This window comes from Rhizobium sp. FKY42 (genome assembly GCF_005222835.1).
Taxonomy (GTDB): domain Bacteria; phylum Pseudomonadota; class Alphaproteobacteria; order Rhizobiales; family Rhizobiaceae; genus Neorhizobium.
In genome coordinates this window covers 110789-135014 of sequence record NZ_STGA01000062.1, presented here as the reverse complement: position 1 = coordinate 135014, position 24226 = coordinate 110789, and the positions used below count along the sequence as shown (strand labels likewise).

Here is a 24226-nt window from a genome sequence, read left to right as displayed (position 1 = left end):
GCCATGTTTCAGGGATGCGACAGTTCCCCAGATCTCCTCCCTCGAAGTCTCCTAGAAAACCCGCACCCGCGTACCTGTGCGAATATACGGCAGGATCCGCCGCATGTCTTTCAGCGACACCGCAATGCAGCCAGCCGTCGGCTCATAACCCGGCCGGATGAGGTGAAAGAAGATGGCTGAACCGCGGTAACGGGCACGCGAGCTTATGTTCCAATCGAGCACGAGACAGATATCATAGAGCCCATCCTTGCGGCTCATCTCTTCGTGACTGGGTTTGAAAGGCGCTCTGACAAGTCGGTTGTAGCTGGGATGGCCCGGCTCATCGCACCACAGCATGTTTCCTGCGATGCGCCGGGTCGGCAAAGGCGTCTTGACACCCTTGAGGCGATCGCCGCGCAGGAACCCGTAGAGCACCTTCATGTCGGCGATCGGGGTTGCTCCATCGCCTTCCCGCTTGCGGCTGGTGCGGCCAGACCTTCCAATGGCAGCTGCAACCTTGACATTACCCAGCGACACCACAGCACGAGAGCGACTGACGGGGCTGTGATGTACCGTGATGATTGTGGCCTTGCGATTGACCTTTTCCCCACCCATTTTGTCTCACACAGAATTGCTTTGGATATGATTTCGAATGGAATCATAGCATGATGGAAGATGAATCGAAGCCTGCCGAACCTTTTCGGCGATCAACTTCAAGAAAGGCGTAGATATCGATGGCAGCGCGGACTGTACTGCTGGTGGATGATGACAATGATCTGCGTGAAACGCTGGTCGAGCAACTTTCACTGTACGAGGAATTCAGCCTCCTGCAGGAAGCCACGGCAACAAAGGCCATGGCAACGGCCAAGGCAGCTCAGGTCGATCTCCTGATCATGGATGTTGGCTTGCCGGACATGGACGGGCGCGAAGCCGTGAAGCTGATGCGAAAAGGTGGCTTCAAGGCGCCCATCATCATGCTGACGGGCCACGATACGGATTCCGACACCATTCTGGGACTGGAAGCGGGCGCAAACGACTATGTCACCAAGCCCTTCCGCTTTGCCGTGCTTCTTGCTCGCATGCGGGCACAGCTTCGCCAGTATGAACAGAGCGAAGACGCCACCTTCACTGTTGGCCCTTACGTGTTCAAGCCGAGCCAGAAACTTCTGACGACAGATGACGGCAAGAAGATCCGCCTGACGGAAAAGGAATCAGCGATCATCCGCTACCTTTACCGCGCAGGGCAGAAGGTTGTGACGCGCGACATCCTGCTCGAAGAGGTCTGGGGCTATAATTCAGGCGTCACGACGCACACGCTGGAAACCCACGTTTATCGTCTTCGCCAGAAAATCGAGCGGGATCCCTCCAATGCCGAGATTCTCGTGACCGAGAATGGCGGCTACAAGATCGTGCCGTGAGGGTGAATTGAAATGACGCTCAGCGATGATATCCAGCTTCTGGCTCAGGTTCCGCTTTTCCAGGGGCTGGATAGCGACCAGTTGCGGCTGATCGCCTTCGGTGCCGAGCGCCGCAATATCCAGAAGGGGCAGGCGCTGTTTCGCGAACATTCACCAGCGGAATGCGCCTTCGTCGTCTCACGAGGCCATTTCGACCTTTACGTCGAAAGCCGATCGGGCGAGCTTGAATTCCGGGATCGCGCCGGACCCGGAACGCTTCTCTCCGAACTTGCGCTTGTGACCATGGTGGAGCGCAAGTTCACCGCCATCGCTTCGGACGACGGTGAAGTTGTTCGCATTCCCCGCACCCTGTTTCATCGCCTGCTGGAGGAATATCCGCAGGTCGCGGGACTGATGGAATCACGCATTCGCCAGAACATTGTCGATCTGGCGCTGGCCGCCACCCGCATGGCGGGGCGGTTTGCTTGAGGTGTCACCGGCTCCTTTGGAGTTGCTGCTTCACTATTTCACCCTAAAATCTTCTTAACCAAGAATAGCCGATGCCGTAGCATTGCAATTTTTGTATGTGTATTAGCCCGCAGTTAAGCCGGAGGTAGTCATGCGGGACAAAAGGGGTAGAATCGGTATAGCGGCAGTCATTCTCGGAACCCTTGCGGGAATCTTAGCCTATCATATTAGCTGGGAGGAGCTTCCAAGCCCATATGGCGCGGTCGGATTCTGGGCAAGTCGGCTCTTTGCTGGCGTTGGCGGCCTGCTGCTATTGGCTTTGATGATCTGGGCTTGGAAAGCAGATCGCGAGCAGGTTCGTTTGATCGATGAACGGGCACAGTTCAAGGCGCGTCTGGAAAGGTCTAAACCGGTCGAATTCAACTTGAGCAGTGAAGATCTATCGGACGAGCAAACTCGACACTGAATCCTGAAGCCTGTATGGTCGTCATATCCGAAACGTTGCTGTCACCGGCACATGGTCTGACGGACGGTCCCAGCCGCGGGCTTCTTTCAGCACTTCGATCTTCTCAAGAAAAGGTCCCAGATCGGGGGAGGACCAGATATGGTCCAGCCTGCGGCCACGGTCTGCGGCTTCCCAGTCCTTGGCGCGGTAGCTCCACCAGGTGTAGAGCTTTTCGGATGCCGGAACGTGCTGACGCATGAGATCCAGCCAGCCGCCCTTTTCCATCACCTCCGTCAGGCCTTCCGTCTCGACCGGCGTGTGGCTGACGATTTTCAGCATCTGCTTGTGCGACCAGACATCATGCTCCAGCGGTGCAATGTTGAGATCGCCAACAAGGATGGAGGAAACACCCGGCGTAGACGCCTTCAGCGCCTTCATTTCCTCGACGAAATCCAGCTTGTGGCCGAATTTCGGGTTGATGGTCCGATCCGGTTCGTCGCCGCCCGCGGGTACGTAAAAGTTATGAATACGGATCCGGCGCGAGCCGCGCTCGAAGATGGCCGAGATATGACGGGCGTCGCCCACACCGCAATAATCCTGCCGATGGTCTTCCGTCAGTGGCACTTTAGAGAGGATTGCGACGCCGTGATAGCCCTTCTGCCCATGCAGGATGATGTGCTCGTAACCCATCTTCTGCAATGGCTCGAGCGGGAACTCCTCCGCGCGGCACTTGATTTCCTGCAGGCAGAGAATATCCGGCTTTTCCCGCACGATGAACTGTTCGACGATCGGCAGCCGCAGGCGTACCGAATTGATGTTCCAGGTGGTGATGGAAAAGCGCATGTAAAAAACCTCGGCTTGTTGGCCGAGGTTTAGGCTGTTTTGATGGTCAAGAGCAAGGGCGCTAAGGTCACCATTTGCAGCCCGCCCACGGGAGCCGGAATTTCCGATGGCGTGGCGAAAATGGTGATTTCGAGAACCGGAGCGGAGCGTACTTAAATGTACGTGAGCAATGGAAGCGCAGAAATTGCCATTTGCAGCCCGCCAGCGGGAATTCCTTAAAGCTTGTGGACCTCGTTATAGGGGATGGCGAATACCTTATCGTCGAAGCGAACGCCGTTCTGGACGTTGTAGATCATGACCGAGGTATCCTTGCCCTGCACATCGGTGATCGTCCACTGGCGCAGATCGAAGGTCTTCGGGTCGAACATCATGGTAATGGTGGAATCGCCGAACACCGTCTTGTTGCCCAGCACGATGGTGACGAGATCGGGCTCCTGCTTGACGTTGCGCACCATCTGGTTCGACAGATCGATCCTGTTGGCGAGAAGCAGGCTGAGCGGCGTCTTGGAGAGCGGATAGATATCCCAGGTCTTGAGCTTCAGATTCCCGATGACAACGTTGTCCCCATCCGAAATCACCCGGATAGGCGATGGGTCCTCGAAGTTGAAGCGCAGCTTGCCGGGACGTTCAATGAAGAATTTGCCGCCAGTCTGCTCTCCACGTGGACCGAACTGCACGAATTCACCCATCATGGTTTTGACGGAAGAGAAGTGATCGGCAATCTTCTGCGCGGTCGCGGCGCCTACGGCATCCTGCGCCATGGCTGGCAAACCAGCAAGCGCCGTCACCCCAAGACAACCAAGGCCGATGATGAGATTACGACGATCAAGAACTGTGGGGGACACACGGGTCGACATATTTTTTATTCTCCTTCACGTGTCTTTTCGCCGAAAAAGGCGGCGTCTCTATGGCGCACACTAGCCAACAAAGCTTGAGCCAGACCTGAGCTTTGAAGCAGAGTGCATGAGCCACGGCAACGGCTGAACTTCATCCGGGTTCCCGGCGCAATATAGGATTAGCGATCGATGATATCGGCTTCCGTCGGCACCAGAATCTCGCGTTTGCCGGCATGATTGGCAGGGCCGATCAGGCCCTCGTTTTCCATCCGCTCGATCAGCGAGGCGGCACGGTTATAGCCGATCCCTAGCCTGCGCTGGATATAGGACGTGGATGCCTTGCCATCACGCAGCACGATAGCGACCGCCTGATCGTATGGATCATCCGAATCCGAAAGATTGCCGGTTCCGGCTGGTCCACCACCACCCTCACCATCCTCGTCATCATCCGCCGTGATGGCATCGAGATATTGCGGCGCGCCCTGCGTCTTGAGGTAGGACACGATCTCTTCCACTTCCGTATCGGAAACGAAGGGACCATGAACGCGCTGAATGCGCCCGCCGCCCGCCATGTAGAGCATGTCACCCATGCCCAGCAGTTGTTCTGCACCCTGTTCGCCCAGAATTGTGCGGCTGTCGATCTTGGACGTGACCTGAAAAGAAATACGTGTCGGGAAGTTGGCTTTGATCGTGCCGGTAATCACATCGACCGACGGGCGCTGCGTTGCCATGATGACGTGGATACCCGCCGCACGCGCCATCTGCGCCAGACGCTGCACTGCACCTTCGATGTCCTTGCCCGCCACCATCATCAGATCGGCCATTTCGTCGATAATGACGACGATATACGGCATGGGCTTCAGGTCGAATTCTTCCGTCTCATACATGGCCTCGCCCGTCTGGCGATCGAAACCGGTCTGCACCGTACGGGTCAGCACTTCGCCCTTGGCAATGGCCTGCTCCACGCGGCTGTTGAAGCCATCGATGTTGCGAACACCGATCTTGGACATCTTCTTGTAGCGCTCTTCCATCTCGCGCACGGTCCATTTCAGCGCAACGACCGCTTTTTTCGGATCGGTGACGACCGGCGAGAGCAGGTGCGGAATACCGTCATAGACCGACAGTTCCAGCATCTTGGGATCGATCATGATCAGGCGACACTTCTCCGGCGAGAGGCGATAGAGCAGCGACAGGATCATGGTGTTGATGGCAACGGATTTACCGGAACCCGTTGTACCGGCGACCAGCAAATGCGGCATCTTGGCGAGATCGGCGATGACGGGCTCGCCGCCGATGGTCTTGCCGAGCGCCATGGCGAGCTTCGCCTTGCTGCTGTCGAAATCCTGGCTGCCGATCAGTTCACGCAGGAAAACCGTTTCACGCGTCTGGTTCGGCAGCTCAATGCCGATGGCGTTTCGGCCCGGAACGACGGCAACGCGTGCGGCAATCGCGCTCATGGAGCGGGCGATGTCGTCAGCCAGACCGATGACACGGGAAGACTTGATACCGGGTGCCGGCTCCAGCTCATAAAGCGTAACCACAGGGCCGGGGCGCACATGGATGATCTCGCCCTTGACGCCGAAATCTTCCAGAACACCTTCCAGCATACGTGCATTCTGCTCCAGTGCATCGGCAGAAAGCGTGGCATCACGAGTCACATGCCGCGGCTCCGCCAGCAGATGAACGGATGGCAGTTCGAAACCTTCAGGATCGATGAACGAGCGTTGACCTTCCCGCATGCTGCGGCTCGCCTGCCGGGGCTGGGGTGCAGCGGGCGTCACACGGGCGGATGCGCGAAGACCGCGCGGTGTATCGTCCTCATCATCGGAAAGGATACCAGCCGGACGCATTGGCATGTCGTCGTCCATGTCCTCGTCATCCTCCGCAGCGAGCGAGGGTGGAGACAGACGCCGTCTGGCCGCCATGACGCCGGACATGGAACTATCAAGCGACGGCTCCATACGCCCACCTGCCCGGACCTTTGGCCGAACAGGCTCGTTCAGCGTGCCGAACTCGTCCTCGTTGAAATCATAGGGAGCCTCGAAAGCATTGGATGTCGATTTCGGCTTCAGGCCGAAAAGGCGACGGAAGCGGGCCTGCGTCGTGTACCACATATGAGCAACAGCACCGAAGGCGACAAAATCGGTAAAGCGAAACCCTTCGTCTTCATCGCCGAAGTCCGCTGCTGTCGGCAGGCGACGGCGCGGTTCTTCCGGCATTTCGTCTTCATCTTCTTCTTCGAAAAGCAACTCTTCATTGCCTATGAGCCCCGCAGCAAAGGCGAGAAAACCTGCCGTGGGAAGGATAAAAACGCTGCCCAGGACGATCGCGACCATGCCTGTCGGATAGGTGCCGACGAAAAGTGCTGGAAAGCGCAGGATCATATCCCCGATCACCCCACCGATTCCATTAGGGATGGGCCAGGTCAGCGGAGCTGGAAAGCATCCAAGCGTTGCCGCACCCATGAACGTGCCCACGGCCCAGGCGGCGAGGCGTGCCGGGATGCGCGTAATGGGACGACCTACAATCAGGGCAAGCGCCCAGGCCAGCAAGGGCATCAAGGCCAGAAGGCTTGCAAGGCCCAGAAACTGCATCATCAAATCGGCAAAGGCAGCGCCGGGAAAACCCAGAATATTGGTCGGAACATTGTCCGTTGCATAGGAGAAGCTGGGATCGGCTACGTTCCAGGTCGCCATGGCTGCGACCGCCAGCGCCAGCAGGATGAAAATTGCGAAACCGCAAAGGGCCAGAATCTGTCTTACGAAAAACGCGACGAGCGCATGGCGTGTTGAATGATGCGCCACTGCTGCTGAATTGCTTCTGCTCATCGTTTCTTGCCCGAACATCCCGTTGAAGAGGGTGGGAAACCTGGCCCGTGGCGGAATCCACGCGCAAAGCGGCCCTGAGTGGGAAGGGTAGCCCCGTTTGGTTAACGGGACTTTAACCAAACATGGACATCGAACATTCACCACCAATAAAAAAGCCCGGCCTTTGAGAGCCGGGCAAGGTGAGCGGTAAACCGCCATGGAAGGAGGTGGAGTACAGGCAGCAAAGCTGCCGGTACAATTCTTGGAAATCTGCCTTTTCCCTAGGATCAGGAGTGGTAGGCAGCTTCGCCGTGCGAAGCGAGGTCGAGACCTTCGCGCTCTGCTTCGACGGGAACGCGCAGACCGATGACCACATCGACGATCTTGTAGAGAATCGCCGAACCGATACCGGTCCAGAGAAGCGTCACGAGAACACCCTTCAACTGGGCGAACACCTGCGTTGCCGTGCCTGCGTACGTGGCTGCGAAATCAGCCGTGGAGTAATCCACGATGCCTGCGCCGCCGAGAGCCGGGTTGACGAAGACGCCGGTGAGCAGCGCGCCGATGATGCCGCCGACACCGTGGATACCGAATACGTCAGCCGTATCGTCGTAGCCGAACTTGTTCTTCACCGTGGAGCAGAAGAAGTAGCAGATCGGCGAAACGGCGAGACCCATGACGATCGCGCCCATCGGACCAACGAAACCGGCAGCAGGCGTGATGACGACGAGACCGGCGACCGCACCGGAGACAGCGCCCAGCATGGAGGCCTTGCCGCGGGTCATGGCTTCAACCAGTGACCAGGAGAGGAGAGCTGCCGCTGTCGCGACGAAGGTATTGATCATGGCAAGCGCCGCATAGGCGTTGGATTCGAGGTTCGAACCGGCATTGAAGCCGAACCAGCCAACCCACAGAAGACCGGCGCCGATCAGCGTCATGGTCATCGAATGAGGAGCCATCATATCCTTGCCGTAGCCGATGCGCTTGCCGACCATGATGCAGCCAACCAGACCTGCAATACCGGCATTGATGTGAACGACGGTACCGCCCGCGAAGTCGATCGCGCCGAAACCGTAGATCAGGCCGGTCGGATCGGTATAGGCGCTCGGGCCACCCCAGAACCACACCATGTGGGCAATCGGGAAGTAGATGAAGGTCAGCCACAGAACCGTGAACAGGATGACGGCGGAGAACTTAATACGCTCGGCAAAGGCGCCGACGATCAGAGCTGGCGTGATGGCCGCAAACGTCATCTGGAAGCAGACGAACACCAGTTCAGGGATAGCCACACCCTTGGTGAAGCTCTCAGCCATCGTGGTGACATCAACGCCCTTGAGGAACATCTTCGAAAAGCCGCCGACGAAGGAATTGAGGCCGCCACCATTGGTGAAGACGAGCGAATAGCCGTAGATGACCCAGATGATCATGGCGAGGGCCGTGATCGTCGTCACCTGCATGAGAACCGACAGCATGTTCTTTGCACGAACAAGACCGCCATAAAACAGGCCTAGACCCGGCACGATCATCAACAGGACCAGCAAGGCCGAAACCAGCATCCAGGTGGTATCACCCTTGTTGACCGTCATGGCAGGTGCCGCAGCAGCGGCTGCGGCCGGTGCCGCATCCTGTGCGAAGGCAACAACCGGCGCGAGAAACGCAGCCGACGCCGCCCCGAGGCGCACGAGCTTGGTTTGGAACGTGTTGAACGACATGTAGAAAAACTCCCCTGGATCAGCCGTGCTTAAAGCGCTTCTGTATTGGTTTCGCCGGTACGGATGCGCACGGCCTGCTCGATCGAATAAACAAAGATCTTGCCGTCACCGATCTGGCCCGTCTTCGCGGCCGACGCGATGGCCTCAACCGCCTTGTCAACCACATCGGAGGCGACCGCGATCTCGACTTTCAGTTTCGGCAGGAAGCTGACGGCGTACTCAGTGCCACGATAGATTTCGGTATGTCCCTTCTGGCGCCCGTAACCCTTCACCTCGGTTACGGTCAGGCCCTGGATGCCGACAGCTGTGAGCGCTTCGCGCACCTCATCCAGCTTGAATGGCTTGATAATGGCCATCACGATTTTCATGTGGTTTCCCATCCTCTGTTAATCGGCGAGCAGCCGAATTCTCCTGGCCGCTGGCTGAAGCGTGAGCCGCGACTGACCTATTACATTCAAGGGCCGTGCCAGATTCTCGCCACATAAATAAGTTATTGAATTATAAAGATAAGATCGTTTTCGAGGCAGCAGAATGCAAATGAGCGCCAAATAGGCGCTCATTTAATAGGCAAAAATTTCAATTTGCATGAATTTTATTCAGTTGCCCGTTTCCGAATCAGACCTTCCTGTGCCACAGAGGCAATCAACTCGCCGGACCGGGTAAAAAGCTGCCCGCGGGTCATGCCTCGCGCACCAGAAGAACTCGGACTGTCCTGGGTATAGAGCAGCCAGTCATCAAGCTTCGAAGGGCGATGAAACCACATGGCATGGTCAAGGCTTGCCGCCTGAATGGAAGGATCGAAGATAGTCGTGCCGTGTGGGTACAGAGAGGTATCCAGCAACGTCATGTCTGAGAGATAGGCCAGAACCGCCGCCTGATAATGCCGGTCATCCGGCACCTCGCCGGTCGCGCGCACCCAGATATGCTGCTCCGGTTTCAGCTTTTCGTTGGAAACATAATGAACCAGCGAGACGGGACGGATCTCGACCGGACGTTTACGGCCCCAGTATTTTTTGACCGGTTCCGGCGCATGCGCCAGAAACATCTTCTGGAACTCGTCTTCCGACATCAGGTCTTCAGGCCGCTTGACGTCCGGAATCGTCGCCTGATGCTCGTATCCGGGCTCCTCGAGCTGGAAGGAAGCAGACATGGCAAATATCGCCTTACCATGCTGGATGCCCGTGACGCGCCGCGTGGTGAAGCTTCCGCCATCGCGCAGGCGCTCCACCTGATAGATGATCGGCACTTTGGGATCACCTGGCAGCAGAAAATAGCCATGCAGCGAATGGACGAAGCGATCCGCCGTCGTGGTCCGCTGTGCTGCCATCAAGGCCTGCGCAATGACCTGTCCGCCAAACACACGCTGCCAGCCAATCTGCGGGCTTTCGCCGCGAAACAGATTCTCTTCGAGCCTTTCGAGATCCAGCGTTTCGATCAATTGCTCGATGGGAGTTTGGTGTTCGTGGGCCTGCGGCATTTTTTAACTGTCTCCAGCGGTAGGAAGCGCGTATCCGATGATCTATATGTCCAACAGACCATTCTCAAGTGCAGCAGGAGTGAACCCATGCTGGATATGCTGATCGTTGGCGGCGGATATGTCGGCCTTTCCGTCGCCGTGGCCACGAAACAGGCAGCGCCGCATCTCAGCGTCGAAGTGATCGAGGCCGCGCCCGAAAGCGTCTGGCAGAAGGACGAACGGGCCTCGGCCATCATTGCTGCCGCCACAAGGATGCTGGAGGTTTTGGGCGTATGGGATGAGATCCTGCCCCATTCGCAACCGATCAACAGCATGATTGTGACCGATTCGCGCACCTCCGATCCGGTTCGTCCGGTGTTTCTGACCTTCGATGGCGAGGTGGAAGAAGGCCGTCCCTTCGCCCATATGGTGCCGAACGTGGAAATGGTGCGCGCGCTGCGCGGGGCCTGCGAGCGGCTGGGCATCGCCATCCGTCACGGCGTATCGGCCACCGGTTTTTCTGCCGGGCCGCATGCAGCAAGTCTGACGCTCTCCAACGGCGAAGTGCTGGAGGCAAAGCTGGTGGTTGCCTGCGATGGCGTTCGCTCGAAACTGCGCGATATGGCCGGCATCAAGACAGTGCGCTGGGATTACGGCCAGTCCGGCATTGTGACGACCGTCGAGCACGAACGCCCTCATAATGGCTGCGCTGAGGAGCATTTCCTGCCCTCCGGTCCCTTTGCCATTCTGCCATTGACCGGCAACCGCTCCTCATTGGTCTGGACCGAACGGACAGCCGATGCCGACCGGCTCGTTGCTTCTGACGAGCTGATCTTCGAGGAAGAATTGCAGCGCCGCTTCGGCCACAAGCTGGGAGCCCTGACGGTGATTGGTGGCCGCAAGGCCTTCCCGCTGGGCCTCACCCTGTCACGCGCCTTTGTTGCCCCGAGATTGGCGCTCGCAGGAGATGCCGCGCATGGAATTCATCCGATCTCCGGTCAGGGTCTCAATCTCGGTTTCAAGGATGTGGCAGCCCTTGCCGAAACCATCGTGGAAGCGGACCGGCTGGGCCTCGATATCGGTGCCTTGAACATCCTGGAGCGCTACCAGTCCTGGCGCCGCTTCGACACCTTCCGCATGGGTGTGACGACGGATGTGCTGAACCGCCTCTTTTCCAACGATATCGCGCCGATCCGCATTGCCCGCGATTTCGGTCTGGGGGTCGTGGAGCGCCTGCCCAAGCTGAAATCCTTCTTCATCGGCGAGGCCGCAGGCACCAAGGCCAAGGACAGCCCTCGTCTGCTGATGGGCGAAACAATCTGATTTCGCCAGCAGCCTTCAGTCTTCGAGGCGTCGCGCCTCGGAGACCAGCATGATGGGAATTCCATCACGGATGGGGTAGGCCACTTTGGCCGCCTCCGAAATCAGCTCATTGGTCTCGCGATTATAGACGAGCCGCGTCTTGCCGAGTGGACACACCAGAAGGTCCAGCAGTTTCGGATCAACTTTCGCCAGCTTCTCATCCATGGTGCCACCTACCAGCTATTGCAGCGTCGTCTCGGAACCGCCGCTGGCAAGAAAGATCTCGGTAATGGCAATCAAGGTGTCTGCACGCGTCTTGAGGTCGGGCGCTTCAAGAAGCGCCTGCTTTTCCGCAGGACCGAAGGGCGACATCATGGAGAGCGAATTGACCAATGTACGGTTACCAGCGCGCTCCACGCTGTCCCAGTCAGCTTCCAGCTTGTTGGCATCGAGATAGGCCCGAAAAACGCGCAGGAGCTCCTGGCGGTCAACGGTGGAATCATCCTCTTCCGAGGAAAGGTCGCTCATGAACGGCATGAAGCGTACGGTGCGATAAGGATGGCCTTCGCCAACCTCCTCCATCAGCCGGAAACGGCACACGCCACTGAGCGACGTAATGTAGCGCCCGTCGCCAGTCTCTGCAAAAGACGTAATGCGACCGATGCAACCGACAGAGCTGAGTGCCGGGCGAATGCCCTCGCCACCTTCACCGAGAACCGGCTGGATCATGCCGATCAGGCGGCTACCTGCCAGTGCCGCATCGAACATAGCGAGATAGCGCGGCTCGAACACGTTGAGCGGCAATTGACCGCCGGGGAGCAAAAGCGCGCCCGTCAGCGGAAAGACCGGAATGGTCTCGGGCAGATCCTCGCGTTTAACGTATCTGGCGTTGCCGACATGCATGAGCCTATCTTCCTCCAGAACCGAATAATTTCCACACCCTATCTGGGGCGCCGAGCCTGCTTTCACAAGGCTCTGCGCCGATATCGAAGCTGATCAGGAAAACAGGATGGACGAAAGCTTGCGCCGGGCCGCAATCGTCGCCGGATCCTTGACGCCCCAGGCCTCGAAAAACTCCAGCAACTGGCGGCGCGCGCCGTCGTCGTCAAAGGCGCGGTCCTTGCGCATGATGTAGAACAGATGTTCGGCAGCTTCGTTGCGATCGCCTTGAACGTTGAGGATCTTTGCAAGCTTCATGCGCGCTTCGTGATGATCCGGATTGAGCGAAAGCTCATGCTCCAGCGCCCGCGGATCGCCCAGCTTGCGGGCCTCGGTAATCTGGTTGAGCTTCAGCGAAACCGCCTGAACTTCCGGCTGCTTGGCAATGTCTTCCGGCAGCGAGTCCAGCATCTGCTGCGCCCGCTCCGTCTGGCCAAGCGTGAGCAGGCACTCGATCATGCCGGCAACAGCCTTGCCATTTTCCGGATCGGCCTGCAGAACGGCGGCATAAAGCTGCGCGGCACCATCCGTATCGCCAGCCTCCAGAAGGCCTTTGGCCTCTGCCAGCACGGCTTCGATTTCCGCGGCCTCATCCGCGCCTGCGGGACCGCCGATCTTGTCGATGAACTGGCGGATCTGGCTTTCTGGAATGGCACCCATGAAGCCATCCATCGGGCGACCGTTCACGAAAGCGATAACCGCCGGGATGGACTGGATGCCCAACTGACCGGGAATCGACGGGTGATCGTCGATATTAAGCTTGACCAGCTTGACCCGGCCCTGTGCTTCGTTGACCACTTTCTCGAGCGCAGGTGCAAGCTGCTTGCAAGGACCGCACCAAGGCGCCCAGAAATCCACCAGTACCGGCTGGCGACGGGATTCTTCCAGGACATCCTTGGTGAAACCCGCCGTCGTCGTATCCTTGACGAAGCTGCCGGCAGCAGAACCGGAAGGCGTTGCCGCCGGAGCAGTTCCGAAGCTCATTGTTCCGGTCATCTGGCTGCCGTAGCCATTGCTATACGGGTTGTTCGGACCGCTCATGAATGTCTCCCCAGACGGTAAGTGTCATGCGACTTGTGCTTGAACAGATCGTATGTCAGTCCGCGACTTTCAAGACAAGCGGATCGTGACCGGTTGCCTTGAAGAAGCGGATAAGATCATCCCGGCCAATGGAGGTCGTGGCATCGTTTCTCAGCGGATGACCGTTGATGATGTCATATTGCATCAGGCCCTCATCGAGAACGAAGGTGACCTTGTTCTCCGTATCGTTGATGGCGCCGAACACTGTTACGGAACCCGGAACCACTCCCAGATATTCCAGCATCTTTTCAGGGCTGCCGAAGGACACGCGGCTGGAGGCCCCGATGATCTTGTGGATCTGCTTGAGGTCCACCGTCGCCCGCTCCTCCACCGTCACGACGAAGAACTGATCCTTCTTGTCCTTCACGAACAGGTTCTTGGTATGGCCTCCCGCAATCTCGTCTCTCAGACTCTCCGATTCCGCAACGGTGAAAACCGGCGGGTGGTCGTGGGTGCTGTGCTGAATGCCAAGCTCATCGAGAAAGGCAAAAAGCTGGTCGGCGGTCTTGGGAGACATTGTCATGGGAAAAGCGATCCGAGGGTTTGTCTGCAACGGGAAAGACAGGCACAGCCTGCCGGGGTGCCCGGACTATAGAAACATCACACCGCCTGCGCCACCGGTAGAAGCGTCATTTCGGGCTTCCGATTACGGCAGGGATCGAGGCGGTTCAAAGACACCGGCTTGCGACCTGTTATCGGCAAGCCCGAACCCCCAACCAAGCAGAGGAGCAAAATCCTCCCAAAAATTACCATTTCAAAACAATTGCTTAGAAGAAAAGTTGAAAAAATCGGGCAGCGATGTCATTTCCCTGTTGCATTCAAAAATCAGTTGGGCCATATAGCCCCCGTCGCCGCAAGACAGCGACCAACGGCCTAGCGATCTACCCCAGGCTGTTGAATTGATGAGCGGGTGTAGCTCAGGGGTAGAGCACAACCTTGCCAAGGTTGGGGTCGAGGGTTCGAATCCCTTCGCCCGCTCCAATTCTCTTTAAATCTAAAAGATGTTACGAATAAGCGTAGGGTAACTTGCGCGATGTCTTTCTGATTGTCAAAATCCTTATTGATTATCGCGGTAGACGATGGTGTCTCGCCGCTATTTCCGATCGAGGTTTTTCTTGTCTGCTGGCCTTGCCCATGCCGAACTGATTGCCGTTCTGGCCGCTGTGACGGGTGATGAACCGCGCGTGATGACCATCCGCTCTGGCGATGCACTACCCTCCGGCCCTTTCGAACTGGCGCATCGAAGCCTTCAAGCAGGCCTTCGTGAATGGGTGAGCGATCAGACAGGCCACCCCGTTGGCTATCTCGAACAGCTGTACACCTTCGCCGACCGCGACCGGACGCAGGACGAGAGCGATTCGCGCACCATCTCCATCAGCTATCTGGGCCTTGTGCGGGAACAGGCGGCACCGGGCGCAGGCAAACCCGGCTGGCACGGCTGGTATGAATATTTCCCGTGGGAAGACCATCGCCGGGGCGAGCCTGAGGCATTAAGGGCGATTGCCGACCATCTGCAACGCTGGGCGGAACGGGAAGCCTCTCGCCGTGACCATCGCCGTCGCCGCATCGAATTCGCCTTTGGCCTGAATGGTGCCGCCTGGAACGAAGATCTGACGCTGCAACGCTACGAACTGATGTTTGAGGCAGGACTGGTGTTCGAATCGGGCGGCGAAGAGTTTGTTGGCACCGGTCGCCCCATGTTTGCCGATCATCGCCGTATTCTGGCAACCGGCATTGCGCGCCTGCGGGCAAAAATCAAATACCGCCCGGTCGTCTTCGAACTCATGCCGGAAAGCTTCACGCTCCTTCAGTTGCAGCGCACCGTGGAAGCACTGGCAGGCCTGACATTGCACAAGCCAAACTTCCGTCGCCTGATCGATTCGCACGACCTGATTGAAGAAACCGGCGACGTGACCAGTGAAACCGGCGGCCGTCCCGCCAAGCTTTTCCGCTACCGGCACGCGGTTCTGGAAGAGCGCGCCTTTTCCGGCTCAAAACTTCCCATTTCCCGCAATTGACATAAACTCCAAATGAGAATATCTCTGCGCCCGTCATATACTCATTTCGAGTATAAAGGAGGCGTCGATGAATTCTCCCGTGGCCGTTTCTACGCTTTATGAGCGGGTCAGCAAAATCATGCCCAAGGCCGAATGGATGGCGCATGAGGCCGATGTGGCGGCCATTCTGGAGCTGAAGCGCCAGAAGAACGCGGTGATTCTCGCGCATAATTACCAGACGCCGGAGATCTTCCATGGCGTGGCCGATATTGTGGGGGACAGCCTGGCGCTGGCCCGCAAGGCCATGGAGGTAGACGCCGATATCATCGTGCTTGCCGGTGTTCACTTCATGGCGGAAACCGCCAAGCTGCTGAACCCATCGAAAACGGTTCTGATCCCGGATATGAGCGCAGGCTGCTCGCTGGCCGATTCCATCACGCCGGAAGATATTGCACTGCTGCGAGAAGCCCATCCCGGCGTTCCGGTTGTCACCTATGTCAACACCTCAGCTGCCGTCAAAGCCGCATCCGATATCTGCTGCACCTCCGGCAATGCGAAGGAAGTGGTGGAATCGCTGGGCGTGCCAAGGGTTCTCATGCTGCCCGACGAATATCTGGCGCAGAACGTGGCACGCGAAACCCATGTGGAGCTGATTGCCTGGAAGGGCCATTGCGAGGTTCACCAGCTTTTCACGCCGCAGGATATTCGCGATCTGCGCGAGGCACATCCGGGCGTGATCGTTCTGGCGCATCCGGAATGCCCGCCGGAGGTGGTGCTGGAGGCCGATTTTGCCGGATCGACCGCCGTGATGTCAGACTATGTGACAAACCAGAAGCCACCGCGCGTGGTGCTGCTGACCGAATGCTCCATGAGCGACAATGTGGCGGCCAACAATCCCGACGTAGAGTTCATCCGGCCCTGCAATCTCTGCCCGCACATGAAACGCATTACGCTTTCGAACATTCGCAAGGCGCTGGAAACCGGCACGCATGAAGTAACCGTCGATCCGGCAGTCGCCGACAAGGCACGCCTTGCGGTCGAGCGCATGCTGGCAGTGAAATGAGCACGGCAAGCACCGCGCTTCCCGTCGTCGTGATTGGCAGCGGTATTGCGGGCCTGACGACGGCTCTGGCGCTCGCACCCCACCATATTGTGCTGGTGACCAAGGCGAGACTTGGCGAACAGACCTCCAGCGCCTGGGCGCAAGGGGGCATTGCGGCGGCGATGGGCGCTGATGACAGCGTGGAACTGCATCTCAACGATACGCTGGCCGCAGGCGATGGTCTGGTGGATGAACAGGCGGCCAGCTTTATCCTCTCACGGGCAGCCGATGCTGTTTCCTGGCTTGAAGCGCAGGGCGCAAGCTTTGACCGGCAGGCCGATGGCACGCTTTCGCTGGGGCTGGAAGCGGCCCATTGCCGCCGCCGCATCGTGCACGCCAGTGGTGATGCGTCCGGCGCTTCCATCGTCAACGCACTGATCAGGCAAGTGCTGCAAACGCCATCGATCACCGTGCTGGAAGGGGCAGAAGCCGAACGCCTGCTGGTGACGGAGGGGCGCGTCTGTGGTTTGTCGCTGAACGTCGCAGGCAGCAGTCGCACCGTTCTGAGCAGTGCCGTGGTACTGGCCACTGGCGGCATTGGCGGGCTTTACGAGGCAACCACCAACCCGATCGGCAATTTCGGCCAAGGCATAGCACTTGCAGCGCGTGCCGGGGCTGCCCTTGCCGATCTGGAATTCGTGCAGTTCCACCCGACGGCTCTTGCAAGCCCTCGCACGCCGCTTGCCCTGATCAGCGAGGCGGTGCGCGGTGAAGGCGCCGCCCTTTTGAATGAACGTGGCGAACGCTTCATGGCCGATGTGCCGGGGGCAGAACTGGCATCGCGTGATGTGGTGGCGCGGGCGATCAGCGCCGAAATCGGACGCGGCGGTCGCGTTTTTCTCGATGCACGATCAACACTCGGACACCGTTTCGCCAAACGCTTTCCCAGCATTGCGGCGCTTTGCCAGGAGGCGGGCATTGATCCTGCGCGAGACGCCATTCCGGTTCGCCCCGCCGTTCATTACCATATGGGCGGCGTAGCAACGGATCTTGCCGGACGCACCAGCGTGGGCGGGTTGTGGGCCGTGGGCGAAGTGGCGGCAACCGGCCTGCATGGTGCAAATCGGCTGGCCAGCAATTCGCTACTGGAAGCAACTGTTATGGGGCTGAGTGCCGCACGGGACATTGCCAGCGCCTTCCTCCCTTCGCCACCCGCCTATCTGGAAGCACCGGAGCCGCGCTGCGGGATATCGCCGGATGCAGCTCTTCGGGCATTGACCACCCGTTCCCTTGGCGTGCTGCGTAATGAGGCCGGGCTAACGCAGGCCGTAAACCAGTTTCGCCCTTTGGCGCTGACACATGGCTCGGATGCGGCAATTGTTGCGCTTGCCATAGGCGCCTTCGCACTGGAACGGCGGGAATCGCGCGGCGCCCATGCTCGTACCGACTTTCCGCAAAGCGCCAAGCCGCCTGTGCGTCAACGCATGACCCTGTCGGAAATCATCGAACGCACGCGGGCGCTGGAAAACGCACCGCTTGCCCGAAGCGCCTGAATGAAAGGTTCCGCCACAATGCAGCTTGCCCCCCTGCCCCGCCCGGTGTTTGAACCGGCTGTTCGTCTGGCTCTTCAGGAAGATCTTGGCGCTGCCGGTGACATTACTTCAGCGGCTGTGGTTCCGCCCGGCCATCGCTCAAAGCTGCAATTTCGCGCCCGTCAGGCCGGCTGCCTTGCAGGCTTGGATGTGGCGGCCCTTGCCTTCGAAATCATCGATCCGACAATCCGTATGGAGCGGCACCTGAAAGATGGCGAAAGGCTGGAACCGGGCACGCTGATTGCGACCGTCGAAGGTTCATCCCACGCACTTTTAACGGCTGAGCGCACGGCGCTGAACTTCATGGGCCATTTGTCGGGCGTGGCCAGCGTCACGCGTTCCATCGTCGATGCGATTTCCGGCACCAGGGCAAAGCTTGCCTGCACCCGCAAGACAACACCGGGCCTGAGGGCGCTGGAAAAATACGCGGTACGGGCAGGCGGCGGCATCAACCATCGCTTCGCGCTCTATGATGCCATCCTCATCAAGGACAATCACATTGCCATTGCAGGCGGCGTGAGAGCCGCACTCCTGAGCGCCAAGGCCGCCGCCGGTCACATGGTGAAAATCGAGATCGAAGTGGATACGCTGGACCAGCTGCGCGAGGTGCTGGATGAGGGCGCCGACGCCGTGCTGCTGGACAATATGACGCCCGCGCAACTCGCTGAGGCCGTGGCGCTGGTGAATGGTCGCGCCCTCACCGAAGCCTCGGGGGGCATTACACCGCACACCGCCCGCGCCATTGCCGAAAGCGGCGTCGATCTCCTCTCCGTCGGCTGGATCACCCACAGCGCCCCCACGCTGGATATCGGACTGGATTGGCAAGCGAATGGGTGAGGAAGCGACGCAGGGAATCATGGTGCAAGGGACGGCTTCCTCCACTGGAACGTTGAAGCCAATCAGCGAGCTGGACTATTACGACCACCAGTCCATCCTATTGCCTTTCGCCATAACGCCCCTCGAAGCGTGGAACAGCGCGACAGCCGGACCAAGGCCGATCCTGCAACTGGCATTCAAAATCAGAGATATGATTTCGTCCGGGTTCGGTGTGCAACGGATCGGCGGCTTTTCCGGTTCAAAGGTCGAAACCGTTCAGGTGGGCGATCGACTGGATTTCTTCCTTGTTGAGGATGTAACTCTCGATAGACTGATCCTGACAGCCCGAGATCGCCACTTGGACGTCATGATCTGCCTGTTGATCAAGGAATGTATTCTCAGCGTCACTGCTTCGGTTGTCACACACAACGCTTTTGGCAGGGTCTATATGCTGCCAGTGGGGCCTGTGCACAGGTTCATCGTGAAGCAAGATCTCGAGCGGCTGACGAGAGTACTAAAGCGCCGCGCTGTATCCGGTTGAAGCGTCTCTTGAATGGGCGATATGGGCGGCAAGGCCAGGATGAAGGATGGCATGAGCGATCTGACTGATGTCGCAAAGCATTGGAACGACAATGCCCAACAATGGACCAACGACGTGCGGGCGGGCTTCGATGTTTATCGTGATCTCTTTACATTTCCTGCATTTCTGGAAGCCCTGCCATCCATCAAGGGCAAGGACGTCATCGATTTCGGATGCGGTGAAGGCAGCAACACGCGTGTTTTTGCTCAGCAAGGAGCCCGCCTGACCGGCATCGACATTTCCAGCCAGATGATCGAACACGCCAGACAGGCAGAGGAAGCCGATCCGCTGGGTATCAAGTACCACACCGCTTCCTACAGCGATCATTGTGGTTTGCCGGACCAATCATTCGATGCCGTCGTGTCCACTATGGCTTTGATGGACGGGCCAGACCTTGAGGGAGCCATGCGCGAAGCCTTTCGGTTGCTGCGTCCGAACGGCTTCCTGCACTTTAGCGTCCTGCACCCCTGCTTCATTACGCCGGGCATTGGTTGGGAGAAGAACCCGGAAGGCCGAACGACAGGGCTTCGTGTGGCGCGCTATTTCGACAAGACACATTTTCTGGAACACTGGCGTTTCGGTAATCGCCCGAAAGACGAAGATGTCGTGCCTTTCGCAATTCCGCGGTTTCCGCGAACGATGAGCGACTATCTGAACGCGGTGGCCAAAGCCGGCTTCATCATTTCAAGGATCGACGAGCCGCAACCAACAGCCAAGGCATGTGAAATGGTTCCCCGGTTTTCCCGATGGCGGGAGCTTGGCGCGTTTCTTCTGATCGTGACAGCAAGGCGGGCGTGAGCGAAAGGCCTAACATAAACCGGAAATGTCATTCCGCCGTTTTGCGAGCATAGCGCGACTGCGGACGGATGATGCGGCTTTATGCGCTGGACCAGCGGCAGGATGAAAGGCTCATTCGTCCGCGTGCCCGCTATGTGGACTCGGAAATTGCGCAGCCGATTTGAAAAAAATCACATCGACCCCGGAATAAAGTTCAACGTCGCCGCGTATATTGGGGCATGAGCGACAAGAGAAACCCGTTCGATGTTCTGAACCAGCTGGCAACGCTTCGGCGTTACGCCCGTTCGCTCGTCCGCAATGCGGACGACGCGGAAGATCTGGTGCACGATGCATTGGTGCGCGCCTATGAGAAGAAGTCTACCTTCCGAACCGGCGGCAACCTGCGAAACTGGCTGCTCTCTATCGTTCACAACACGCATATCGACCGGCTGCGCCGTCAGCGTTCGACGGACAACCGGCACAATGCGGCAGCCGATCTGGCGGAAACCGCGCATCACCCGGATCCCGATCAATCCATCCGGCTGAAGCAGCTGCGGGAAGCCTTTTTCGCCCTGCCGGAAGAGCAGCGCGATGCGCTGCATCTGGTGGCGATCGAAGGGCTTTCCTATCAGGAAGCCGCCAATGCGCTGTCCATCCCTGTGGGTACGCTGATGTCGCGCATTTCCCGTGCACGCCAGCGCCTGCGGGAATTCGAGGAAAGCGGTCGAAAGCCGCTGGATGCCAATCACTTGAGAATAATCGAAGGGGGCCGCGATGACACCCGTTGACCCGATCCAGAGTTCCGACCTTGAAGCCTATATCGACGACCAGCTGACTGCCAGCCGTCGCATTGAGGTAGAGTCCTACCTGTCGGAAAACCCGGATGTGGCGGCGCGCGTCATGGCGGATCTGGCCATTCGCGGCGAGCTGCGCCTGGCGTTGTCAGGCGGCCGCAACCACGGCCGCGCAGACACGCGCGAGGCGGCCCGTCGTCTTCAATCTGCCCTGTCGCGAGGTGCCTATCTGCGCACGTTTCAGCGAATGGCGGCAACGGTGGCGCTGGTGGCCGCGGGATGGATGCTGAGCCAGCATTACGGCCCACTGACAATTTCAAGCGTCCAGGCGTCCACGCCGGCACCCACCTTCGTGGAAGAAGCCATGCGCGCGCATGACACATCCGTTCTGCGCGAATCCATGCCGTCTCAAACAGGCTCCTCGCAGTATGATGCGGCGGAAATCCGTTCCGCGACCGCCATCGTCATGCCGCAGATCCCGAAGGAGTGGAAGGTGAGCGATGTGCAGATCTTCCCGTCCGCCTTCGGCCCGAGCGTCGAGATGTCGCTGACGGACGCAGAACAGAAGAAGTTATCGCTCTTTGCCGTACGGCCCGGTTTCTTTGCCGTGCAGGAAGTGATGCAGGCACGCGAAGGTGAAGTCTCGGCTTCCTACTGGCAGATCGGTGAGGTCGCCTATGCACTTGTTTCGGAGCGGCAGAGCGCACCACGCCTGAAGGACGAGGCAGAACGTCTTGCCCGTTCCCTTTACTGAACAACGAAGAATAACGCACAGGAGTAAGCCATGAATCCGCGTTTCGGATACAACCCGGCCATCCAGTCCCAGGCCGCCTTTGACGAGGGACTGCGCCAGCATATGCTGCGCGTCTACAACTATATGGGCCTCGGCCTCATCATCACCGGCATCGTGGCCTTTATCGTCGGCACGACGCCTGCTCTTTACGTGCCAATCTTCTCCAGCCCGCTGAAGTGGGTGGTGATGCTGGCTCCGCTCGCCTTCGTCTTCTTCTTCTCGTTCAAGATCCAGACGATGTCGGCCTCCACCGCGCAGATGACCTTCTGGGCCTTCTGTGCCGTCATGGGTCTGTCGCTCGCTTCCGTATTCCTCGTCTTCACGGGCGCCAGCATCGCACGCACCTTCTTCATCGCTGCCACCATGTTCGGCGCAACCAGCCTCTACGGCTATGTGACAAAGCGCGATCTGGCGAAGTTCGGTTCGTTCCTGATCATGGGTCTGATCGGTGTGATGATTGCCTCGATCGTCAACATCTTCCTCGGCTCCAGCGCCCTGCAGTTTGCCGTGTCCGTCATCGGCATCATCGTCTTCGTCGGCCTGACTGCCTGGGATACGCAGAACATCAAGGAGCAGTATGCCGAGAACTTCGATCAGGAAAGCCAGCAGAAGCTTGCCGTCTTCGGCGCTCTCTCGCTCTACCTGAACTTCGTCAACATCTTCCAGCTTCTGCTGAGCCTCACCGGCCAGCGCGAAGAATAACCAAGTCCAAACAACCTCAAGGAGGAAATCTACGATGGACTACAACGACCGCCAGGCGATCGAGGGTTTGTTCGGCAAGCTTTCCCGGGTGGAAAGCCAGTCGGGCCCGCGCGATGCGGAAGCGGATGCCTTCATTCGTGATCGCATCGCCAGCCAGCCCGGAGCACCCTATTTCATGGCGCAGACGATCGTTGTGCAGGAACAGGCGCTGGAACAGGCACAGCGGCGGATCGAGGAGCTGGAATACCAGCTCGCTTCCCGGCCTGCCTCCAGCGGCGGCTTCTTTTCCAGCCTGTTCGGCAGCTCGCAGCCAGCCCGTTCCACCCATGCGCCACAGCAGGGCATGCTTCAAGGTGGTCCGCATGGTGGCCCCATGGCAGGGCCGCGCAATCCAGGCAACCCGTGGGGCGGCCAACCCCAAGCGTCTGGTTTCGGCCAGCAGGGTTACGCCCAGCCACAGCGTGGCGGCGGCTTCCTGGCAGGTGCGGCGCAGACAGCCATGGGTGTGGCTGGTGGCGTGCTTCTGGGTAACGCCATCGCCGGTATGATTGGCGGTGACGAAGCGCAGGCAGCCGAAACTCCTGCCGAAGAGCCAGCAGATGATGCAGGCATGGAAGAAGACATGCAGTTCTGATTTCTGTCCCTCTCGATAGACGGACTGAACCTGCCCGGACCTCACGGTCCGGGCATTTTCATAGATTGAAATCTCCCAGCCGCTTGCCAAGCATTTGAAGGCCGTCCACATCGGCATTGGCAAAAGCAAACCGCAGATAGTGCTCCTGGCCGGGGCCGAAATAGCCTCCCGGAATGCAGGAAACGCCGGCCTTTTTGGCGAGCGCTTCCGCAACTTCTGCAGAACCGACGCCACCAAAAGGATGGCGTATGAAGGCGAAATAGGCACCCAACGCCTCGAGCGTCCAGCCTGAAACACCGCGCATGACCTCGTCCAGAGCCTGCGCGCGCCTGAGGATTTTCTGCCGGTTTTCTTCCCGCCAATCCGAAAGCAGCGGCAAGGCCTGAGCCACCGCCGTCTGAGCCGCCCGCGGCGCACAGATCTGCAGGTTATCCATGATCTTGGTGACCTGCGCGATAAAGGCGGGTCCGGCAGTGATGGCACCCAGCCGGTGGCCGGGAATGCAGAAGCTTTTCGAGAAACTGTAGAGCGAGACGATCGTATCCTGCCAGTCCTGACGGGCGAAGAGCCCGTGCGGCGCGACACCGGCGGCAGGCAGAAAATCCCGGTAGGTCTCATCGAGGATCAGCCAGAGCCCGTTCGAATGGCATAGATCCGCAATCGCACCCAATAGATCCGGCGGATAAATGGCACCGGTCGGATTGTTGGGCGACACGATTGCCAGAGCCTTTACGCCCTGATCGATCCGCCGCTGAATATCCTCGATGGTCGGCAAAAATCCCCTTGCCGGATGGCATTCCACCAGCTTCGTGGTAATGCCCAGCATGGCAAGCGTTGTCTGGTGGTTGAAGTAATAGGGGTTGGTCATCAACACCGTATCGCCCGCACCGGCAACGGCCATCACCGTACAGATGAAAGCCTGATTGCAGCCCGAGGTAATGTGCACATTCTGCGCAGTCAGTGGCGCGCCGTAAGCCTCGCTCACATGTGCCGCATAGGCATCGCGCAGGATGCGATCGCCTTCAATCGCTCCATAACCGGTGGAGGCGCGCGAGGATGCCGCTTCGCCCAACAGCTCCAGCATCTTTGGATGTGGCGGATAGCCGGGAACCGCCTGCGACAGATCGATCAGCGGGCCATTTGCGCCATCATAGGCCCGCGCCCAGGCCTGAACCGATGGCACGGGCGGCGGCGAAATCTGTTCGATCAGCGGGTTGAAGGCGGGCATAGGCACC

General features: G+C 58.8%; 26 protein-coding genes and 1 tRNA gene. 15 read left to right on the top strand and 12 right to left on the bottom strand.

From position 1 onward, the window contains the following. Positions 1 to 51 precede the first annotated feature (51 nt). A complete protein-coding gene (locus E8M78_RS20730; protein ID WP_137136851.1) occupies positions 52 to 594 on the bottom strand; it encodes a L,D-transpeptidase family protein in 543 nt (180 codons plus the stop codon). Positions 595 to 713: 119 nt separating this feature from the next. Between E8M78_RS20730 and E8M78_RS20725 the strand changes: the two genes are divergently transcribed. The 3 genes from E8M78_RS20725 (at position 714) to E8M78_RS20715 (ending at position 2310) form a co-directional block, all read left to right on the top strand. Further along, a complete protein-coding gene (locus tag E8M78_RS20725) occupies positions 714 to 1397 on the top strand; it encodes a response regulator transcription factor (RefSeq protein ID WP_062556175.1) in 684 nt (227 codons plus the stop codon). Positions 1398 to 1409: 12 nt separating this feature from the next. Beyond that, positions 1410 to 1865, top strand: a complete 456-nt coding sequence (locus E8M78_RS20720) for a cyclic nucleotide-binding domain-containing protein (protein ID WP_137136850.1) — start codon at positions 1410 to 1412, stop codon at positions 1863 to 1865. A 130-nt stretch (positions 1866 to 1995) separates the two neighbouring features. Continuing rightward, positions 1996 to 2310 carry a hypothetical protein gene (locus E8M78_RS20715; RefSeq protein ID WP_137136849.1) on the top strand — a complete coding sequence of 105 codons (315 nt, stop codon included), beginning with the start codon at positions 1996 to 1998 and terminating at the stop codon, positions 2308 to 2310. A gap of 21 nt (positions 2311 to 2331) precedes the next feature. Here the strand turns inward: E8M78_RS20715 and E8M78_RS20710 are convergent, their stop codons facing one another. The 6 genes from E8M78_RS20710 to tesB form a co-directional block, all read right to left on the bottom strand. Next, positions 2332 to 3132: an exodeoxyribonuclease III gene (locus E8M78_RS20710; RefSeq protein ID WP_137136848.1), complete on the bottom strand. Its 801-nt coding sequence runs from the start codon at positions 3130 to 3132 to the stop codon at positions 2332 to 2334. Between the two features lie 215 nt (positions 3133 to 3347). Next, on the bottom strand, positions 3348 to 3989 hold the full coding sequence (locus tag E8M78_RS20705) for an outer membrane lipoprotein carrier protein LolA (protein WP_137136847.1): 642 nt from the start codon (positions 3987 to 3989) through the stop codon (positions 3348 to 3350). 158 nt (positions 3990 to 4147) lie between these two features. Continuing rightward, positions 4148 to 6796, bottom strand: coding sequence for a DNA translocase FtsK (locus E8M78_RS20700; RefSeq protein WP_137136846.1), 2649 nt, complete (start codon positions 6794 to 6796; stop codon positions 4148 to 4150). Between the two features lie 266 nt (positions 6797 to 7062). Further along, on the bottom strand, positions 7063 to 8487 hold the full coding sequence (locus E8M78_RS20695; RefSeq protein WP_137136845.1) for an ammonium transporter: 1425 nt from the start codon (positions 8485 to 8487) through the stop codon (positions 7063 to 7065). A 29-nt stretch (positions 8488 to 8516) separates the two neighbouring features. After that, the gene (locus E8M78_RS20690; protein WP_062556182.1) at positions 8517 to 8867 is read right to left on the bottom strand and encodes a P-II family nitrogen regulator; all 351 of its coding nucleotides are present in this window, start codon (positions 8865 to 8867) and stop codon (positions 8517 to 8519) included. 212 nt (positions 8868 to 9079) lie between these two features. Then, the gene (gene tesB, locus E8M78_RS20685) at positions 9080 to 9964 is read right to left on the bottom strand and encodes an acyl-CoA thioesterase II (protein ID WP_137136843.1); all 885 of its coding nucleotides are present in this window, start codon (positions 9962 to 9964) and stop codon (positions 9080 to 9082) included. A gap of 87 nt (positions 9965 to 10051) precedes the next feature. Between tesB and E8M78_RS20680 the strand changes: the two genes are divergently transcribed. After that, positions 10052 to 11266 (top strand): ubiquinone biosynthesis hydroxylase, encoded by a 1215-nt coding sequence (locus E8M78_RS20680; RefSeq protein WP_137136842.1) that lies wholly within the window; start codon positions 10052 to 10054, stop codon positions 11264 to 11266. 15 nt (positions 11267 to 11281) lie between these two features. Here the strand turns inward: E8M78_RS20680 and E8M78_RS20675 are convergent, their stop codons facing one another. The 4 genes from E8M78_RS20675 to E8M78_RS20660 all read right to left on the bottom strand — a co-directional run bounded on the left by E8M78_RS20675 (position 11282) and on the right by E8M78_RS20660 (position 13787). Next, positions 11282 to 11470, bottom strand: coding sequence for a Trm112 family protein (locus tag E8M78_RS20675; RefSeq protein ID WP_137136841.1), 189 nt, complete (start codon positions 11468 to 11470; stop codon positions 11282 to 11284). A 15-nt stretch (positions 11471 to 11485) separates the two neighbouring features. Further along, positions 11486 to 12148 carry an LON peptidase substrate-binding domain-containing protein gene (locus tag E8M78_RS20670; RefSeq protein WP_137136840.1) on the bottom strand — a complete coding sequence of 221 codons (663 nt, stop codon included), beginning with the start codon at positions 12146 to 12148 and terminating at the stop codon, positions 11486 to 11488. Positions 12149 to 12241: 93 nt separating this feature from the next. Beyond that, positions 12242 to 13225, bottom strand: a complete 984-nt coding sequence (trxA, locus tag E8M78_RS20665) for a thioredoxin (RefSeq protein ID WP_137136839.1) — start codon at positions 13223 to 13225, stop codon at positions 12242 to 12244. Between the two features lie 55 nt (positions 13226 to 13280). Further along, positions 13281 to 13787, bottom strand: coding sequence for a prolyl-tRNA synthetase associated domain-containing protein (locus E8M78_RS20660; protein ID WP_137136838.1), 507 nt, complete (start codon positions 13785 to 13787; stop codon positions 13281 to 13283). Between the two features lie 383 nt (positions 13788 to 14170). On the opposite strand from E8M78_RS20660, the gene E8M78_RS20655 reads away from it, so the two are divergent. From E8M78_RS20655 to E8M78_RS20605, 11 genes are all read left to right on the top strand, one after another. Further along, positions 14171 to 14245, top strand: a tRNA-Gly gene (locus tag E8M78_RS20655). A gap of 134 nt (positions 14246 to 14379) precedes the next feature. After that, positions 14380 to 15282 carry a hypothetical protein gene (locus E8M78_RS20650; RefSeq protein WP_137136837.1) on the top strand — a complete coding sequence of 301 codons (903 nt, stop codon included), beginning with the start codon at positions 14380 to 14382 and terminating at the stop codon, positions 15280 to 15282. A 67-nt stretch (positions 15283 to 15349) separates the two neighbouring features. After that, a complete protein-coding gene (gene nadA / locus E8M78_RS20645; RefSeq protein WP_137136836.1) occupies positions 15350 to 16324 on the top strand; it encodes a quinolinate synthase NadA in 975 nt (324 codons plus the stop codon). Then, positions 16321 to 17856 carry an L-aspartate oxidase gene (locus E8M78_RS20640; RefSeq protein ID WP_137136835.1) on the top strand — a complete coding sequence of 512 codons (1536 nt, stop codon included), beginning with the start codon at positions 16321 to 16323 and terminating at the stop codon, positions 17854 to 17856. The genes nadA and E8M78_RS20640 overlap by 4 nt, the downstream gene beginning before the upstream one ends. 18 nt (positions 17857 to 17874) lie before the next feature. Then, a complete protein-coding gene (gene nadC, locus E8M78_RS20635; RefSeq protein ID WP_137136834.1) occupies positions 17875 to 18732 on the top strand; it encodes a carboxylating nicotinate-nucleotide diphosphorylase in 858 nt (285 codons plus the stop codon). Then, positions 18725 to 19252 (top strand): DUF2867 domain-containing protein, encoded by a 528-nt coding sequence (locus tag E8M78_RS20630; RefSeq protein ID WP_246658417.1) that lies wholly within the window; start codon positions 18725 to 18727, stop codon positions 19250 to 19252. The genes nadC and E8M78_RS20630 overlap by 8 nt, the downstream gene beginning before the upstream one ends. 51 nt (positions 19253 to 19303) lie before the next feature. Continuing rightward, positions 19304 to 20089 carry a class I SAM-dependent methyltransferase gene (locus tag E8M78_RS20625; RefSeq protein ID WP_137136833.1) on the top strand — a complete coding sequence of 262 codons (786 nt, stop codon included), beginning with the start codon at positions 19304 to 19306 and terminating at the stop codon, positions 20087 to 20089. Between the two features lie 218 nt (positions 20090 to 20307). Then, positions 20308 to 20856, top strand: a complete 549-nt coding sequence (locus tag E8M78_RS20620; protein WP_137136832.1) for a sigma-70 family RNA polymerase sigma factor — start codon at positions 20308 to 20310, stop codon at positions 20854 to 20856. After that, positions 20843 to 21616: an anti-sigma factor gene (locus E8M78_RS20615; RefSeq protein WP_137136831.1), complete on the top strand. Its 774-nt coding sequence runs from the start codon at positions 20843 to 20845 to the stop codon at positions 21614 to 21616. The genes E8M78_RS20620 and E8M78_RS20615 overlap by 14 nt, the downstream gene beginning before the upstream one ends. 30 nt (positions 21617 to 21646) lie before the next feature. Then, complete coding sequence (locus E8M78_RS20610) at positions 21647 to 22357, top strand: Bax inhibitor-1/YccA family protein (protein ID WP_137136830.1); 711 nt, start codon at positions 21647 to 21649, stop codon at positions 22355 to 22357. Positions 22358 to 22391: 34 nt separating this feature from the next. Beyond that, positions 22392 to 22991, top strand: coding sequence for a DUF2076 domain-containing protein (locus tag E8M78_RS20605; RefSeq protein ID WP_137136829.1), 600 nt, complete (start codon positions 22392 to 22394; stop codon positions 22989 to 22991). Between the two features lie 58 nt (positions 22992 to 23049). Here the strand turns inward: E8M78_RS20605 and E8M78_RS20600 are convergent, their stop codons facing one another. Beyond that, a complete protein-coding gene (locus E8M78_RS20600; RefSeq protein ID WP_137136828.1) occupies positions 23050 to 24219 on the bottom strand; it encodes an aminotransferase in 1170 nt (389 codons plus the stop codon). Positions 24220 to 24226: the final 7 nt, after the last annotated feature.